A 15,031-nucleotide genomic window follows, 5' to 3' on the forward strand; every position below is an offset into this window, starting at 1 on the left:
GGATGGCTGACCACTGAATCCAGCGCAGATGAACGGTTGATAACAAATCCCGATACCACAAGTTGGCATAAGGGTTGCTGTATTCAGAGGGAAGTGCTTCTTCCGGGAGAGCATCCATTACACGGGCAGTACACATACCATTCGCTCTCTAACTCTGTGTTAATCGACGAAGGACGGGCATCGTTATGAACATATTTGATCATTACCGTCAGCGTTACGACGCTGCCAAGGATGAAGAATTCACCTTGCAGGAGTTCCTTACCATCTGCCAGCAGGATCGTAGCGCTTACGTGAATGCCGCAGAGCGGTTGTTGATGGCTATCGGTGAGCCCATTATGGTGGACACTGCCCAGGAACCGCGTCTGTCTCGGTTATTTTCCAACCGGGTAATCGCCCGCTACCCTGCGTTTGAAGAGTTTTACGGAATGGAGGAGGCTATCGAGCAGATCGTGTCCTACCTGAAGCACGCGGCGCAGGGGCTTGAAGAAAAGAAACAGATTCTTTATCTGCTGGGGCCGGTGGGCGGCGGCAAGTCCTCATTGGCCGAGCGCCTTAAAGCGTTGATGCAACGGGTGCCGATTTATGTGCTGAGCGCCAATGGCGAGCGCAGCCCTGTGAATGACCATCCGTTCAGCCTGTTCAACCCTCAGGAAGATGCCTCCATTCTGGAAAAAGAATATGGCGTTCCCCGCCGTTACCTCGGCACGATCATGTCGCCCTGGGCCGCCAAGCGACTGCAGGAGTTTGGCGGCGATATTACCAAGTTCCGCGTCGTCAAAGTCTGGCCGTCGATTCTGGCTCAACTGGCCATCGCCAAAACCGAGCCCGGCGACGAAAACAATCAGGATATTTCTGCGCTGGTCGGCAAAGTCGATATTCGAAAATTGGAACATTTTGCACAAAACGATCCCGATGCCTACGGATACTCCGGCGCGTTGTGCCGGGCCAACCAGGGCATTATGGAATTCGTGGAAATGTTCAAGGCACCGATCAAAGTGCTTCATCCGTTGCTGACCGCCACACAGGAAGGGAACTATAACGGCACCGAAGGCATCGCTGCCCTGCCATTCAATGGCATCATCCTCGCCCACTCCAACGAATCGGAATGGGTGCAATTCCGTAACAACAAAAACAACGAGGCCTTCCTCGACCGTGTCTATATCGTCAAGGTGCCTTACTGCCTGCGCGTGTCCGAAGAAGTCAAAATCTACGATAAGCTGCTGACAAACAGCGAATTGTGCCGTGCGCCCTGCGCTCCCGGAACGTTAGAAACGCTGGCGCGTTTCTCTATTCTTTCGCGGTTGAAAGAACCGGAAAACTCCAGCATCTATTCGAAGATGCGGGTTTATGACGGCGAAAGCCTCAAGGACACCGACCCGAAAGCGAAGTCCTATCAGGAATATCGCGACTATGCCGGCGTTGACGAAGGCATGAAAGGGCTTTCTACCCGGTTTGCCTTCAAAATTCTGTCGCGTGTTTTCAACTTTGATCACGGCGAGGTGGCAGCCAACCCGGTACATCTGTTCTACGTGCTGGAACAGCAAATCGAGCGCGAGCAATTTCCGCAGGACGTGTCAGAGAAATATCTGGAGCATCTGAAAGGGTATCTGATTCCCAAGTATGCGGAATTTATCGGTAAAGAAATTCAAACTGCCTATCTGGAATCCTATTCCGAGTACGGACAGAATATTTTCGACCGTTACGTTACCTACGCCGACTTCTGGATTCAGGATCAGGAGTACCGCGATCCGGATACCGGTCAACTTTTTGACCGCGAGTCACTGAACGCTGAACTGGAGAAAATTGAAAAACCGGCGGGCATCAGCAACCCGAAAGATTTCCGTAACGAGATTGTCAATTTCGTGCTGCGCGCTCGGGCTAACAATAACGGCCGCAATCCGAACTGGACCAGCTACGAAAAACTGCGCACGGTCATTGAGAAGAAAATGTTCTCAAACACCGAAGAATTGCTGCCGGTGATTTCGTTTAATACCAAGACGTCAACGGAAGAACAGAAGAAACACGACGACTTTGTTGATCGCATGATGGAAAAAGGCTACACCCGCAAACAGGTGCGCTTGCTCTGCGAGTGGTATCTGCGCGTGAGGAAGTCGTCCTGATGCAACACATCGGCAGACAACGTCGTTTGGGGGAAACATGGCCTATTTCATTGATCGGCGATTAAACGGTAAAAACAAAAGCGCGGTGAACCGCCAGCGCTTTTTGCGCCGGTATAAATCGCAGATAAAACAATCGATTGCCGAGGCCATCAACAAGCGTTCGGTAACCGATGTGGATAACGGGGAATCGATTTCGATCCCCAATTCGGATATCAGTGAGCCGATGTTCCATCAAGGCCGTGGCGGCGTGCGTCACCGGGTTCACCCCGGTAACGATCATTTTGTACAAAACGACAAAATTGAGCGGCCACAAGGCGGCGGTGGCGGAGGAGGTTCAGGCCAGGGGGATGCCGGTCAGGATGGCGAGGGACAGGATGAGTTCGTCTTTCAGATTTCGAAGGATGAATACCTTGACCTGCTGTTTGAAGATCTGGCGCTGCCGAACCTGAAAAAAACCGAGCACCGTCAATTGAATGAATACAAAACACATCGTTCGGGATACACCTCTAACGGGGTTCCCGCCAATATCAGTGTGGTGCGTTCGTTGCAAAACTCGTTGGCTCGCCGCATGGCCATGACCGCAGGGAAGCGGCACGAACTGCATCATCTGGAAGAAGAACTGGTACAGCTGGAAAATACAGAACCAGCCCAGCTGCTTGAAGAGGAGCGCATCCGGCAGGAAATTACCGAATTACGCCAACGTATCGCCAGCGTGCCGTTCATTGATACCTTTGATCTTCGTTATAAAAATTATGAACGTAGACCTGAACCATCCAGCCAGGCCGTTATGTTCTGTCTGATGGATGTGTCCGGCTCAATGGATCAGGCAACGAAGGATATCGCCAAACGTTTCTATATCCTGCTGTACCTGTTCCTGAGCCGTACCTACAAAAATGTGGAGGTGGTGTACATTCGCCACCATACGCAAGCAAAAGAAGTAGATGAACAGGAGTTTTTCTACTCACAAGAAACCGGCGGAACCATCGTATCCAGCGCCTTAAAACTGATGGAGGAGGTAATTAAAGAGCGCTATGACCCCACGCAATGGAATATTTACGCCGCACAGGCATCGGATGGCGACAACTGGGCTGATGACTCGCCGCTGTGCCGCGAACTGCTGACAACCCATATCTTGCCGGTCGTTCGTTACTACAGCTATATCGAGATCACCCGGCGTTCACATCAGACACTGTGGCGTGAATATGAAATATTACGGGAACAGTACGAGAATTTCGCTATGCAGCATATTCGTGATCAGGAAGATATCTACCCAGTCTTTCGCGAGCTTTTTCATAAACAAACGGCTAATGCGTAATCTCCGCACTATCCCAACATCAGCCAGCGCTTGCTGGCTGATATTTTTTTAATGATGGGACAATCCCTGAATCTGAATCATCGTCAGATTACCGGTAAATACTGCACCGGTATCAATGTAATAGAGATTCAGGAAACGTAAGGGACGAAGTACCGGCGTGTGTCCAAAGATAAACAGATCGGCGCCGTTAATCGAGGCGCCGACGCCTCTGGTGGCTTCACTGATACGGCTGCGATTCCACACGACTCGTTGAGCATCAATCGGCTTATCGAATGCATAGTCATGTCCGGGATAATCGGCATGTGCAATCACATAACGACGATCACCCGAATTCACTTCAATCACCAGCGGCAACCGCGCAGTTTCCTCCAACAAGATTTGCGCACGATGCATTGGCGTATCATTCAGTTGAAAAAACCAGCCGCCGCCGTTATTCAACCAATGATCGCGCGATGTCTCGTGTTTAGATCCAACAATCGCCATCTGCTCATGATTTCCCTGCACTGCCCGGAACCATTTCTGCGTTATCAATTCGAGACACTCCAGATTGTGTGTTCCCCTATCGATTAAATCACCAACGGAAATCATCAAATCCTGCTCCTTTTCAAACTGGCATGACGCCAGTTTGCTCGTAAATAGCGGATAACATCCGTGCAGATCACCTACGACATAAATATTGCGCCAGTCGGTGCCATCAATTCGCAGATAAAGGCTCATGCTTTCCCCCGTACCGGCTTCACTCGCCGTATCAGTCGATCACCGTGCACACTCCGTTGCGCTGACCTCTGATGTAAGTATTGCCCACCTTTTAATTAAAGGGCTTATTATTTCAAAAAATCACAACTGAATTTTCCCACAGTTAAAAACAAGTGACATTCAAAAAGATGTATTTAAAATGCAATATAAATATCACCACTCGGGATTGCACTATGGATCTAACAAAATTTAAGCATCAACATGAAATCATTCTGGATAACATCTCGGCACTACGTTCACTCAGTAAAATGGGCGTGACGATTCACGCCCATGAGATAGCGAAACTTATCGTCAGCATGAGCTCAACCATCAAACTGCATCTTTCGGCTGAGGATCGCGTTCTCTACCCGTTATTACAGCAGCATAGGGATTCGGAACTGAATAAAATGGGGAAGCGCTACCAGGAAGAAATGACCAAGATTGCCGCTGAATACGACGTGTTTTCCCGCCGCTGGAACACCGCCGCCAGCCTGACGGATCAGGATGATGCGTTTCGTCAGGACGCCAACCGGGTACTGCGCAATATCTACGAGCGCATGAGCCGGGAAGATCACGATTTCTATCCCACCATTGAATCGATCGAATAAACCGGCGGCACGATATGACCGGATAAATGGAATAACGCAGTGTGGTGCCGTATCCACACGGCACCAGAAAACACAGACGATCTAGAGATAGCGGAAATACGAAAGATCGTCGGATTCGATATCCGGTGTTTTCGCCGAAATAATATCCGCCAGCAATTGACCGGAACCACAAGACATCGTCCACCCTAATGTACCGTGGCCGGTATTGAGGTACAGATTTTGCAACGGCGACCGGCCCACCAACGGCGTACCATCCGGCGTCATCGGGCGTAACCCCGTCCAAAAAACCGCCTGTTCGATAGGGCCGCAGTGCGGATACAAATCGCGGACTACTTTCTCCAGCGTCTGACGCCGTTTGGGATTGAGTGAAAGATCAAATCCGGCGATTTCCGCCATCCCGCCGACACGAATGCGTCGGTCAAAGCGAGTGATGGCAACCTTGAATGTTTCATCCAGCACCGTCGATACCGGGGAGCCTGCCTCATCCTCCAATGGGATGGTTAATGAATATCCTTTTAATGGATAGACCAGGATAGAAAACCATGTCGCCAGCAACGCCGTAGAGTAAGAACCACAGGCGACGACATATGCATCGGCAACGATTTTTTCGCCATTGCAATACACCCCCGCGATACGATTCCCCTCAACGTCCAGACGCTGTACCTCCACACCAAAGCGAAAAGTGACGCCAGCATCCGCCGCCATCTGCGCCAACTGTCGGGTAAATAGCTGACAATCACCGGTTTCATCGTGCGGCAGCCGCAACCCTCCCGTCAGCTGATGGCGAACAGCGGCCAAAGCCGGTTCGACTGAGGAGAGTTCATCCGACTCCAACAGTTGATAGGGCACGCCGGCCTCTTTCAGCACAGCAATATCACGCTGTGCGTTTTCAAACTGCTGCGGAGTACGAAACAACTGCAACGTTCCCCCCTGACGGCCCTCATAGGCGATCCCTGTTTTATCTCGCAACTGTTGGAGACAATCACGGCTATATTCGGCCAAACGAACCATTCGCGCTTTGTTGATCTGGTAATGTGCATCATCGCAATTCAGCAACATTTGCCACATCCAACGCAACTGAGCCGTTGTGAAATCAGGACGAATAGCTAAAGGCGCATGCCGCTGAAATAGCCATTTAACCGCTTTTAATGGGATACCCGGCGCTGCCCATGGCGCAGAATAGCCGGGAGAAATCTGGCCTGCATTGGCCGCGCTGGTTTCCTGCGCCGGCTCTGCTTGCCGGTCAATTACCGTGACATTATGTCCCGACTGACTCAGGTACCAGGCAGTACTGACGCCAATCACCCCACTCCCTAATATCACCACGTTCATTATTACTGTTCTCCCATACTCTTCCGCCAAACCCGCGAAATATGCTGCATAAAGCCACTCATACCAAAATAAAAGACTACTTTAGCATTTGGCTATTAATTGTCATCCGTCGAGATATAGCTTTTATTTATTATGAGAGAACAATGCGGGCACGTAAGATGAAATGCTCAACCATGACGAAATGTTTCATCCAAGCTACCGATTTCACACCACTTTTCCCATATTGGGCTACGATTTAAATAGGCTGGCGCCAACATGATGGCGCTGGCGGTAATAGTGAGGTGCGCTGATGGCTATATCGATTGATGACCGGGTGACAAACCCACAACGTCTGAATGATGGACCAGACTGGACATTCGATCTACTGCAAATCTATCTGGATGAAATAGATCGGGTTGCCAAACTGTACCGGCTGAATACCTATCCTCATCAGATTGAAGTCATTACTTCCGAGCAAATGATGGACGCCTACTCCAGTATCGGGATGCCCATCAACTATGCTCACTGGTCCTTTGGGAAAAAGTTCATTGAAACCGAGCAACGTTATAAGCATGGACACCAAGGACTGGCTTATGAAATTGTAATTAATTCAAATCCTTGTATCGCCTACCTGATGGAAGAAAATACCATGCCGATGCAGGCGCTGGTTATGGCACATGCCTGTTACGGCCATAATTCCTTTTTCAGAGGCAACTATCTGTTCCGCAGTTGGACGGATGCCAGTTCCATCATTGATTATCTGTTATTCGCCAGACAATACATTGCACAGTGCGAAGAGCGTCACGGCGTAGATGAAGTAGAACGACTGCTCGACTCTTGCCATGCCTTGATGAACTACGGTGTAGACCGTTACAAACGCCCGCAGAAGATCTCGCTGGAAGAGGAAAAATTGCGCCAGAAAAGCCGCGAGGCCTATCTGCAAAGCCAGGTGAATGAACTGTGGCGGACTTTGCCGCGTAAAGAGCAGGAAAATACGCAGGAAAAATCACGCCGTTTCCCTCAGGAGCCGCAAGAAAACCTGCTTTATTTTATGGAAAAGAACGCACCGTTACTGGAACCATGGCAGCGGGAAATGCTGCGTATCGTGCGTAAAATCAGCCAATATTTCTATCCGCAAAAACAGACTCAAGTCATGAACGAAGGATGGGCAACCTTCTGGCACTACACTATCCTCAACCATCTGTATGATGAGGGGAAACTCTCCGATCGCTTCATGCTCGAATTTCTGCACAGCCACACCAATGTGGTATATCAACCACCGTATAACAGCCCTTATTACAGTGGCATCAATCCCTATGCGTTAGGCTTTGCCATGTTCCAGGATATCAAGCGGATTTGCCAGTATCCGACCGATGAAGATCGCTACTGGTTCCCAGATATTGCTGGCAAAGATTGGCTTGATACTCTGCACTTCGCCATGCAGAACTTCAAAGACGAAAGCTTTATCAGCCAGTTTCTATCACCTAAGGTCATGCGGGACTTCCGGCTGTTCACTGTGTTGGATGACGACCACAATAACTATCTGGAAATCGCGGCAATACATGATGAGAAGGGGTATCAGAAAATACGACAGGAACTCTCGGCTCAATATAATTTGAGTAATATCGAACCGAATATTCAGGTCTGGAATGTGGATTTACGCGGCAACCGTTCGCTGACGCTGCGCTATGTGCCGCAACAGCGTACCCCCTTGGATAAAAGCAGCAGCGAAGTCATGAAGCACGTACACCGGCTGTGGGGATTTGATGTCTATATGGAACAGGTTAATGAAGATGGCAGCATAGAACTGATAGATCGCTGCCCATCCCGCAGCAGCAATCCCTGATAGGAACGGGATATCACATAAAACGGGTAGCCAACTGGCTACCCGTTTTATTTAGCGACGGCCTTCCGCCAGATCTTTGGGAATGGCATTCTGCATTCCGTGCCAGATTGAACCACTCTCTTTACCATATTGGCGAATAGCATCAGGCACTTGTTCATAAAGTCCTTCCCGGCTCAGCGACTCAAGACGGCGATAGAACGACAAGGCCACTTTACGTGCATCCTGATTAGAAAAATAGTAACGTCCAACCCGGATATAAAGCCCTTTCAAGCCATTAATGATCAAACCGTAAATCGGATTGCCGGAGGCAAAGGCCAATCCACGGAAGATGTTGTAATCCAGTTCGGCATACGCATCGGACGTATCCTGAACAGATTCAGCTATCTTAAGTATTTCTGCCGATTTGGCAGGGTGAAGCCTAACGGCCGTGCGAATAAAAATACCGGCAATATTCGTGCGAACCGCCAGCAGATTATCTATCAGTTGAGGAACACTATCATGATCAAGCCGCGCCAGTGTCTCCAGAATATTGAGACCTGATGTTTCCCAAAAATTGTTGATTTTGGTTGGCTTACCATGCTGAATCGTCAACCAGCCATCACGGGAAAGGCGCTGTAGCACCTCACGTAACGTGGTACGGGTGACGCCAATCAACTCGGACAGTTCTCGTTCTGCCGGAAGAATGGAGCCAGGAGGAAAACGATTATTCCAGATACTTTCAATAATATACTCTTCCGCGAATCCCGCCGGACTTTGCGCCTTAATAACCATAAGTTTATATTCCGTAGCGATGTTTACCAATGAAAGTCAACATCATCATACCAAACGAACCCTACATGACATAGCATAGAAGAACCTTAGCGTCTCAATTCGACATAAAAACTGTGACTAAAGACAATTCCTTTCAGACATAATCGAATATACTGCGCGATTTGCTATAAATTCCTCTAAACACGCTTTAGATTGTTAAACAATATTAACGATAAGGAAAAAACACTACGATGTTGGACCTACCTGCTCACCGTATTATCCTCAAAAATTTCCTTGGCAATGCCCCCGACTGGTACAAGCTCGCCATACTCTCGTTCCTGATTATCAACCCTTTGATTTTTCTATTCGTAAGCCCACTTTTGGCAGGCTGGCTACTCGTCATTGAGTTCATATTTACTCTTGGCATGGCACTGAAATGCTACCCCCTGCAACCGGGTGGATTACTCGCCCTGGAGGCTATTTTCTCTGGCATGACCGCCCCAGATCAAGTATGGCGTGAAATCACAAATAATATTGAAGTGTTATTATTGCTGGTATTCATGGTGGCAGGCATTTATTTCATGAAACAGCTCTTACTGTTCGCCTTTACCCGCCTACTCCTGAATATCCACTCAAAAGTCAGATTATCTTTGGCTTTTTGTCTCGCCGCTGCATTTCTTTCAGCATTTCTTGATGCCTTAACAGTCATCGCTGTAATTATCAGCGTTGCCGTCGGCTTTTATGAAATCTATCACCGTTATGCCTCGGCCCAAGGCGAACATGTCGATATCAGTGACGATAGCGCAATGCGAAGCGAGGAACATCGTAAAGCACTGGAACAATTCCGCGGATTCCTACGTAGTCTGCTAATGCATGCGGGCGTCGGTACTGCATTGGGAGGGGTGATGACCATGGTTGGCGAGCCGCAAAATCTGATCATCGCCAAAAGTGCTGGTTGGGATTTCATCAATTTTTTCCTTCGCATGAGCGCCGTTACCGTACCGGTTCTGATATCCGGAATAATTATTTGCATTATTGTCGAGCGCTATAAGTGGTTCGGTTACGGTATCACTCTGCCAGCAGCGGTGCGCAACGTTCTGGAAGAGTATGACCATTCTGTGACGGTCAAACGCAGCCGACAGGAGAGAGCCAAACTGGTCGTTCAGGCGATTGTCGGCTTATGGCTTATCATTGCGTTGGCGTTCCATCTGGCGGAAGTCGGGCTGATCGGATTGTCGGTCATCATTCTTACGACATCATTCTGCGGCATTACTGATGAACACGCTCTCGGTAAATCTTTTCAGGAAGCGCTGCCATTTACTGCCCTATTGACCGTTTTTTTCACCGTAGTCGCCGTGATTATTGATCAACACCTGTTTACTCCCATCATTGAGTTTGTATTACAAGCATCTGAACACTCTCAACTGGGAATGTTCTATTTGTTTACCGGGCTGCTATCTTCTATTTCGGATAACGTTTTCGTCGGTTCCGTCTACATTAATGAAGCACGCAATGCTTATGTATCCGGCAACATCAGTTTGCAACAGTATGAACTGTTGGCCGTGGCCATCAACACCGGAACCAATCTCCCCTCAGTCGCCACCCCTAATGGGCAAGCGGCATTTCTGTTTCTGCTGACATCAGCCGTTGCCCCCCTGATTCGTCTCTCATACGGCCGGATGGTCTGGATGGCGTTACCTTATACCCTGGCCATGACACTCGTGGGACTACTCTGCGTCGAACTGACGCTGGTACCATCCACTGAATATTTACAATCCATACAGTGGTTGCAATTACCGGAGATTACACACGCTGCCGGGCATTAATCGTTACAATTCGTGTATAGTAAGGGCGAAATTGGTCCACCCTCTGGCGTTTACGCACAGAAAGCGTTAAAAACACAGATATTTTGTTGGCACAGCAACCTCTCTTACGTAGCGGAGTGCACTGAAGAGAGAATAAATGAGGGCGGTGACGACGGTAATTACCGCCCATACTATCATTTTTGGCAGGGACTTATTTTATGTTGCGATATTTGAACCGTTGCTCCCGTGGGCGGGGCGCCTGGCTCCTACTGGCTTTCACGGCGTTGGCTTTTGAGTTGATTGCGCTCTACTTTCAGTACGGCATGTTGCTCAAACCTTGCGTGTTATGCATCTACCAGCGTACAGCCATCCTGGGCATCATGGGCGCTGGGGTTGTCGGCGCAATCGCACCAGGTACTATTCTGCGTTATCCTGCTATCGCATTATGGCTCTACAGCGCCTACGAAGGGCTGGATCTGGCAATAAAACATACCAACATCCAATTGCATCCTTCCCCGTTTGTTACCTGCGATTTCTTTGTCAGCTTCCCATCCTGGTTGCCGCTGGATAAATGGATCCCCGCTATTTTTACCGCAACCGGTGATTGCTCCGAACGTCAGTGGAATTTCCTTAACCTGGAAATGCCACAATGGATGATCGTGATCTTTGGCGTCTATCTGCTGATAGGCTTACTGGTTCTGTTCGCTCAACCTTTTCGCCCCAAACGTCGCGACCTGTTCAGCCGCTAATGATCGTTTATCCGGGCCGAATCAGGCCCGGTTGCCATAACGGCACAATATTTCCATTATTCCAACAACATACACACGTTTTTCTTCCTCTCCCCGTGGTTCCTTATTACACCCTAGAACAACCCCTAACAACATGAAAGGCACCCCACTGCTGCAACTCACACCCAACGGCCGATAGCGGGAAGGACTCAGCATCGAACCCTTTGACCCGGACGCCGCCGCCAACTGGATTAAGCATTATCCCGGCGGGCTTAAGTTTGCCGAGTAATCACACCTCACCCCCAGCCCGCGCCGGTTTTTTTGTTTTAACGCGGGGGTGTCGGGGCATGGCCCTGACCGGGTGGTTTTGTCATTCCGTCTGCATGACGGTAATGACAAAACATTTCCTGTCCGGGTGTTGAAGCTTTTTATGGCAACTGCCATCGATCACGCTCAAGGGCCGCTGGCTGGAAGACTTCGGCTTTAACACCAGACAGCCGGCGATTGTCATCATAGAGAGCGCTAACTTTGCGGGCTGTCCGGCAACGCACTGAACAGACTGTCGATATCACGCGCACCGTGCAGCACACGCTCTATCCGCACCGCCGTTTCCGTTGTGCCGTACAGGATAAGATAACGCCCGTAGCTGCAACTTCTGATGCTGCGCCCCAGTTCCGGGCGTTCACGGTACAGCCAGGAATTTTCGCCTATCAGGATGCACTGCTGGTACAGGCTTTCCACGAAGCTCACCGCCCGTACCGGATTATCCTGCGCGATATAGTCGCCTATCGCCTCGATATCCTGCTCGGCCAGCGGCGATATGCTCACGTTCATTCCGGCTGCTCACCTTCCGCCATTCGGCGGTATTTCTCCGACAGACGACCGAACACCGCCTGTGCCTCCTTGCCCGGCCCGCTGTTCACGCCCAGCTCTACCGCCGCCCGCAGCGCATCCAGCTTCATCTGCTGCTCACGCTCTTCCAGCGCCCGCAGCCCGGCGCGTACCACTTCGCTGACATTGTTGTAACGCCCACTGTCGATTTGTTCACGGATAAACTGCTCGAAGTACGGACTTAACGCGATACTGGTTGCCATCATTGCCTCCAACCACACAGGATAATATCTATTACTATCTGTTAGTATTTTCTTCCTTTGCTGCGCCGTCAACCCCTTCGTCCTGATGTGCATCATCATCCACCATCAGGTCAGCCAGCCGCCCGGTTTCGTCACTGCCCGACTGCTCCGCAGGATGCGGCGCTCGTATGAACCGCCACTCGCGCTCAGGTAGCCGCTGCCGGTCATCGTCCCAACGGTCAGGCTACCGCCCGCCGACACGCTGGTCTGCGTCAAGGCATCACGATATTTCCTGCTGGCCTGGCTGCGTTTTGCCGTCTCTCCCTGCTCGTAAAAACAACGCATTTCCCAAGCCGAACGCTATGCACGCGCCCGCTTTCAGGCGGTGTCCCTGCAAGGTGCCTGGCTCACCGAGGCCGGGTTTACCGACGGGATGCCGTTAAAAATACGGGTCATGCCCGGCTGCATGGTCATCACCGCCCAGAACACCCGCGAACTGTGGCACTGTCTGGAAGGGCTGAGCATTGAACCCTTTGACCCGGACGCCGCCGCCAACTGGATCAGGCATTACCCCGGCGGCCTTAAGTTTGCCGAGTAACCAACACCACCCCCGGTCGTATCCGGGGGTTTTTGTTTTAACGGTGGGGTGTCGGGCATGGCCCTGACCGGGTGGTTTTGGGGACACGGCCCACTGGCGGTGGCCACAAAACATTTCCTGTCCGGGGGCTGAAGCTCTTTCAGGCCACCACCACAGATCACGAACAAGAGCGATGGGATGAAGACAGCACGGAGAGTCTGACCGGTAAAAACGACGCTCCCGGCGCGAGGGCCGGGAGCGTTGTCAAATATAAGCAAGATTAGTTATCTGGCTTTTTGGATTTTTTCTTTTCTAATCTAGCTTTAATCCAAATTCCCATACCTAAAATTGCACCTGCCGAAACTCCTTTTTTTACCGCTGATATGCACTCAACAAACCAATCAAAATACAAAGGATTGCTGCTCGTTAAAAAAAATAATATGGCCACACCAAACTTAGCTAAAAATATGGTTATGGATATAACCAAAGACCAATAACCGATCAAAAAGATTAGCAGGAATAAATTTACTTTTTGAAAGCGAATCATTTTTTCCCTGCCTTATCTACTTGTTCTTTAACACCATTACCTACAGCTTCAGAGACCACCGAGCCTACCACTGCTCCACCTATATCAGCGGTTGTTTTATCAACAACTTTACCTATTGCACTTGAGGGATCCCGGCGCGAGGGCCGGGATTCTAAAGTCACTCTACGGGTTCTTTTTATCTTTGTGTTCTTGTAACTTGGCTTTCACCCATAGGCCGATACCCAGAATAAAACCAACAATACATCCTTTTTTTAAAGCGATATGAAGTGCATCTGCCCATAAAAAAAGAAACTGACCGTCGCTAAAATAAAAAACGGCTGAAACCCCTAACTGGCATATAAAAAGAACTGTGGATACCAAAAGAGAACAATAAAAAATCAAAAAAAACAGCCATGCAATGCCTACTTTTTTAAAGATCTTCATTGCTTTTTATCTCTCTTATCCAATTCGCTTTTTACAGCATTCCCGGTCAACTCTGAAGCAGCCGATCCCGTAACTGCACCAACAACATCCTTTGTTACTTGATCAGTTATTGGAGACAATACATCAATAACTTTACTGCCAGCGCTACCAGCCACACTACCAACCCCAGCAGCAATCACAGAGTTGGTCGGATCTTCGCCCTTAATAGCGCTACCAACCGCCGTACCTCCCATATTTATCGCCGCAGATACCTGCCAGCCTTTACCCGTTGTCAGCGCTGCCGTCACTCCTGCCATCACCGCATCGACATAGCTGAAAGGATCCTGACCACTAAGTTGAGAACCGGCATTCACTACCGTACCTATTGCTGCATTGGCCGCCATACTTTCTTTTATAGTCAGGCCAAGAACATTACTGCCAAACAACAGTACCGGATCACCAATACTCGCATTGGATTTGTGATAACCCCATGTATTCATAATGCTCTGGGCTTTTCGCTGTGCTTCCGTCTGAGGAGCTGATTTCAGGTAATCCCGCCCCGCGAGCATCCCAGTGATCAGCTCTTTGGTCACCGCTTCCCCATATTGAGTTTGCATCTCGGAAGCGTAGATCCTCAGATAACTTGCCAGCTCCGCTTTTTCTCCCGTAGACATTGATGCTGGATCTTTGTTGAACAGCGCGACTAACGCATCACTTCGCTGATCCGCATTCTCAAGCTCCAGGAACTCCTTAGCCGTCTTCAGAGACTTATCACCTTTTAGTATTTTTTCCGCCAGTGCATCCCGTTTCGCTGAGGATATGCTGCTCAAAAAGTTATTCTCCACAACAACGTCATCCGTTGCGAAGTCAGCCGCCGAACACCACTTTTCCCTGTGCCGTCAGCCGGTTACAGCCGGTTTTTCCTGATGCATTTCGATACCCGGACACCCAAGCCCCGATACGCGGTTTTGGCCCCCGACACGCTACCGCCCTGCCGTGACTTTTGCCTGCAACCCTCGCATCATAGCAGCGGCGGTAGCCGCTGCCATCCGTTGTTGGGGGTTGGGGTTCCATCGCAACCCGTGACGGGGCCACAGCTTGCCTGTGGCTCCGGCGCGGGGTCTGCCGGTGCGGACGGCACAGAGTCCGCAAGCGACGCTCTGCGGCGCTCTGTGGCTCCGACGGTTAAGGAGACGGCGCACCTGCATGACCAC

At 50.0% G+C, this 15,031-nt stretch carries 16 protein-coding genes; 7 read left to right on the forward strand and 9 right to left on the reverse strand.

Annotated elements, in window-relative coordinates:
• The first annotated feature begins 185 nt into the window (after positions 1 to 185).
• Both yeaG and DPA2511_RS10205 read left to right on the forward strand, forming a co-directional pair.
• On the forward strand, positions 186 to 2,120 hold the full coding sequence (gene yeaG, locus DPA2511_RS10200; RefSeq protein ID WP_012765584.1) for a protein kinase YeaG: 1,935 nt from the start codon (positions 186 to 188) through the stop codon (positions 2,118 to 2,120).
• A 37-nt stretch (positions 2,121 to 2,157) separates the two neighbouring features.
• Entirely contained in the window at positions 2,158 to 3,435 is a 1,278-nt protein-coding gene (locus DPA2511_RS10205) for a YeaH/YhbH family protein (RefSeq protein ID WP_012765585.1), read from the forward strand.
• A 48-nt stretch (positions 3,436 to 3,483) separates the two neighbouring features.
• Here DPA2511_RS10205 and DPA2511_RS10210 read toward each other — a convergent pair whose 3' ends face one another.
• Positions 3,484 to 4,152 (reverse strand): metallophosphoesterase, encoded by a 669-nt coding sequence (locus DPA2511_RS10210; protein WP_012765586.1) that lies wholly within the window; start codon positions 4,150 to 4,152, stop codon positions 3,484 to 3,486.
• A gap of 212 nt (positions 4,153 to 4,364) precedes the next feature.
• Here DPA2511_RS10210 and DPA2511_RS10215 point away from each other — a divergent pair, with 212 nt between their 5' ends.
• The gene (locus DPA2511_RS10215; RefSeq protein WP_012765587.1) at positions 4,365 to 4,778 is read left to right on the forward strand and encodes a hemerythrin domain-containing protein; all 414 of its coding nucleotides are present in this window, start codon (positions 4,365 to 4,367) and stop codon (positions 4,776 to 4,778) included.
• 81 nt (positions 4,779 to 4,859) lie between these two features.
• On the opposite strand, the gene DPA2511_RS10220 is transcribed toward DPA2511_RS10215, so the two are convergent.
• Positions 4,860 to 6,110 carry a D-amino acid dehydrogenase gene (locus DPA2511_RS10220; RefSeq protein ID WP_012765588.1) on the reverse strand — a complete coding sequence of 417 codons (1,251 nt, stop codon included), beginning with the start codon at positions 6,108 to 6,110 and terminating at the stop codon, positions 4,860 to 4,862.
• A 289-nt stretch (positions 6,111 to 6,399) separates the two neighbouring features.
• On the opposite strand from DPA2511_RS10220, the gene DPA2511_RS10225 reads away from it, so the two are divergent.
• Complete coding sequence (locus DPA2511_RS10225) at positions 6,400 to 7,935, forward strand: SpoVR family protein (protein ID WP_012765589.1); 1,536 nt, start codon at positions 6,400 to 6,402, stop codon at positions 7,933 to 7,935.
• A gap of 51 nt (positions 7,936 to 7,986) precedes the next feature.
• Here the strand turns inward: DPA2511_RS10225 and fadR are convergent, their stop codons facing one another.
• Entirely contained in the window at positions 7,987 to 8,706 is a 720-nt protein-coding gene (fadR, locus tag DPA2511_RS10230) for a fatty acid metabolism transcriptional regulator FadR (protein WP_012765590.1), read from the reverse strand.
• Between the two features lie 230 nt (positions 8,707 to 8,936).
• Between fadR and nhaB the strand changes: the two genes are divergently transcribed.
• Entirely contained in the window at positions 8,937 to 10,511 is a 1,575-nt protein-coding gene (nhaB, locus tag DPA2511_RS10235) for a sodium/proton antiporter NhaB (protein ID WP_012765591.1), read from the forward strand.
• A 197-nt stretch (positions 10,512 to 10,708) separates the two neighbouring features.
• Positions 10,709 to 11,239, forward strand: coding sequence for a disulfide bond formation protein DsbB (gene dsbB / locus DPA2511_RS10240; RefSeq protein WP_012765592.1), 531 nt, complete (start codon positions 10,709 to 10,711; stop codon positions 11,237 to 11,239).
• A gap of 501 nt (positions 11,240 to 11,740) precedes the next feature.
• Here dsbB and DPA2511_RS10245 read toward each other — a convergent pair.
• The 3 genes from DPA2511_RS10245 to DPA2511_RS10255 form a co-directional block, all read right to left on the reverse strand.
• On the reverse strand, positions 11,741 to 12,052 hold the full coding sequence (locus DPA2511_RS10245; RefSeq protein WP_012765594.1) for a type II toxin-antitoxin system RelE/ParE family toxin: 312 nt from the start codon (positions 12,050 to 12,052) through the stop codon (positions 11,741 to 11,743).
• Positions 12,049 to 12,312 (reverse strand): type II toxin-antitoxin system ParD family antitoxin, encoded by a 264-nt coding sequence (locus DPA2511_RS10250; RefSeq protein ID WP_012765595.1) that lies wholly within the window; start codon positions 12,310 to 12,312, stop codon positions 12,049 to 12,051. The genes DPA2511_RS10245 and DPA2511_RS10250 overlap by 4 nt, the downstream gene beginning before the upstream one ends.
• 105 nt (positions 12,313 to 12,417) lie before the next feature.
• Positions 12,418 to 12,636: a hypothetical protein gene (locus tag DPA2511_RS10255; protein WP_012765596.1), complete on the reverse strand. Its 219-nt coding sequence runs from the start codon at positions 12,634 to 12,636 to the stop codon at positions 12,418 to 12,420.
• Between DPA2511_RS10255 and DPA2511_RS10260 the strand changes: the two genes are divergently transcribed.
• Entirely contained in the window at positions 12,635 to 12,889 is a 255-nt protein-coding gene (locus DPA2511_RS10260) for a SymE family type I addiction module toxin (protein WP_153247095.1), read from the forward strand. The genes DPA2511_RS10255 and DPA2511_RS10260 overlap by 2 nt on opposite strands.
• 259 nt (positions 12,890 to 13,148) lie before the next feature.
• Here DPA2511_RS10260 and DPA2511_RS10265 read toward each other — a convergent pair whose 3' ends face one another.
• The 3 genes from DPA2511_RS10265 to DPA2511_RS10275 all read right to left on the reverse strand — a co-directional run bounded on the left by DPA2511_RS10265 (position 13,149) and on the right by DPA2511_RS10275 (position 14,662).
• Positions 13,149 to 13,415, reverse strand: a complete 267-nt coding sequence (locus DPA2511_RS10265) for a hypothetical protein (protein WP_023638299.1) — start codon at positions 13,413 to 13,415, stop codon at positions 13,149 to 13,151.
• 162 nt (positions 13,416 to 13,577) lie between these two features.
• On the reverse strand, positions 13,578 to 13,838 hold the full coding sequence (locus DPA2511_RS10270; RefSeq protein ID WP_012765598.1) for a hypothetical protein: 261 nt from the start codon (positions 13,836 to 13,838) through the stop codon (positions 13,578 to 13,580).
• Complete coding sequence (locus DPA2511_RS10275; RefSeq protein WP_226376586.1) at positions 13,835 to 14,662, reverse strand: hypothetical protein; 828 nt, start codon at positions 14,660 to 14,662, stop codon at positions 13,835 to 13,837. The genes DPA2511_RS10270 and DPA2511_RS10275 overlap by 4 nt, the downstream gene beginning before the upstream one ends.
• Positions 14,663 to 15,031 lie beyond the last annotated feature (369 nt).

The sequence above is a fragment of the Musicola paradisiaca NCPPB 2511 genome (genome assembly GCF_000400505.1).
GTDB lineage: Bacteria > Pseudomonadota > Gammaproteobacteria > Enterobacterales > Enterobacteriaceae > Musicola > Musicola paradisiaca.

Coding starts and splice junctions, on each gene's coding strand:
- yeaG (WP_012765584.1), top strand. CDS start 186: ATGAACATATTTGATCATTACCGTCAGCGTTACGACGCTGCCAAGGAT.
- DPA2511_RS10205 (WP_012765585.1), top strand. CDS start 2,158: ATGGCCTATTTCATTGATCGGCGATTAAACGGTAAAAACAAAAGCGCG.
- DPA2511_RS10210 (WP_012765586.1), bottom strand. CDS start 4,152: ATGAGCCTTTATCTGCGAATTGATGGCACCGACTGGCGCAATATTTAT.
- DPA2511_RS10215 (WP_012765587.1), top strand. CDS start 4,365: ATGGATCTAACAAAATTTAAGCATCAACATGAAATCATTCTGGATAAC.
- DPA2511_RS10220 (WP_012765588.1), bottom strand. CDS start 6,110: ATGAACGTGGTGATATTAGGGAGTGGGGTGATTGGCGTCAGTACTGCC.
- DPA2511_RS10225 (WP_012765589.1), top strand. CDS start 6,400: ATGGCTATATCGATTGATGACCGGGTGACAAACCCACAACGTCTGAAT.
- fadR (WP_012765590.1), bottom strand. CDS start 8,706: ATGGTTATTAAGGCGCAAAGTCCGGCGGGATTCGCGGAAGAGTATATT.
- nhaB (WP_012765591.1), top strand. CDS start 8,937: ATGTTGGACCTACCTGCTCACCGTATTATCCTCAAAAATTTCCTTGGC.
- dsbB (WP_012765592.1), top strand. CDS start 10,709: ATGTTGCGATATTTGAACCGTTGCTCCCGTGGGCGGGGCGCCTGGCTC.
- DPA2511_RS10245 (WP_012765594.1), bottom strand. CDS start 12,052: ATGAACGTGAGCATATCGCCGCTGGCCGAGCAGGATATCGAGGCGATA.
- DPA2511_RS10250 (WP_012765595.1), bottom strand. CDS start 12,312: ATGGCAACCAGTATCGCGTTAAGTCCGTACTTCGAGCAGTTTATCCGT.
- DPA2511_RS10255 (WP_012765596.1), bottom strand. CDS start 12,636: ATGCGTTGTTTTTACGAGCAGGGAGAGACGGCAAAACGCAGCCAGGCC.
- DPA2511_RS10265 (WP_023638299.1), bottom strand. CDS start 13,415: ATGATTCGCTTTCAAAAAGTAAATTTATTCCTGCTAATCTTTTTGATC.
- DPA2511_RS10270 (WP_012765598.1), bottom strand. CDS start 13,838: ATGAAGATCTTTAAAAAAGTAGGCATTGCATGGCTGTTTTTTTTGATT.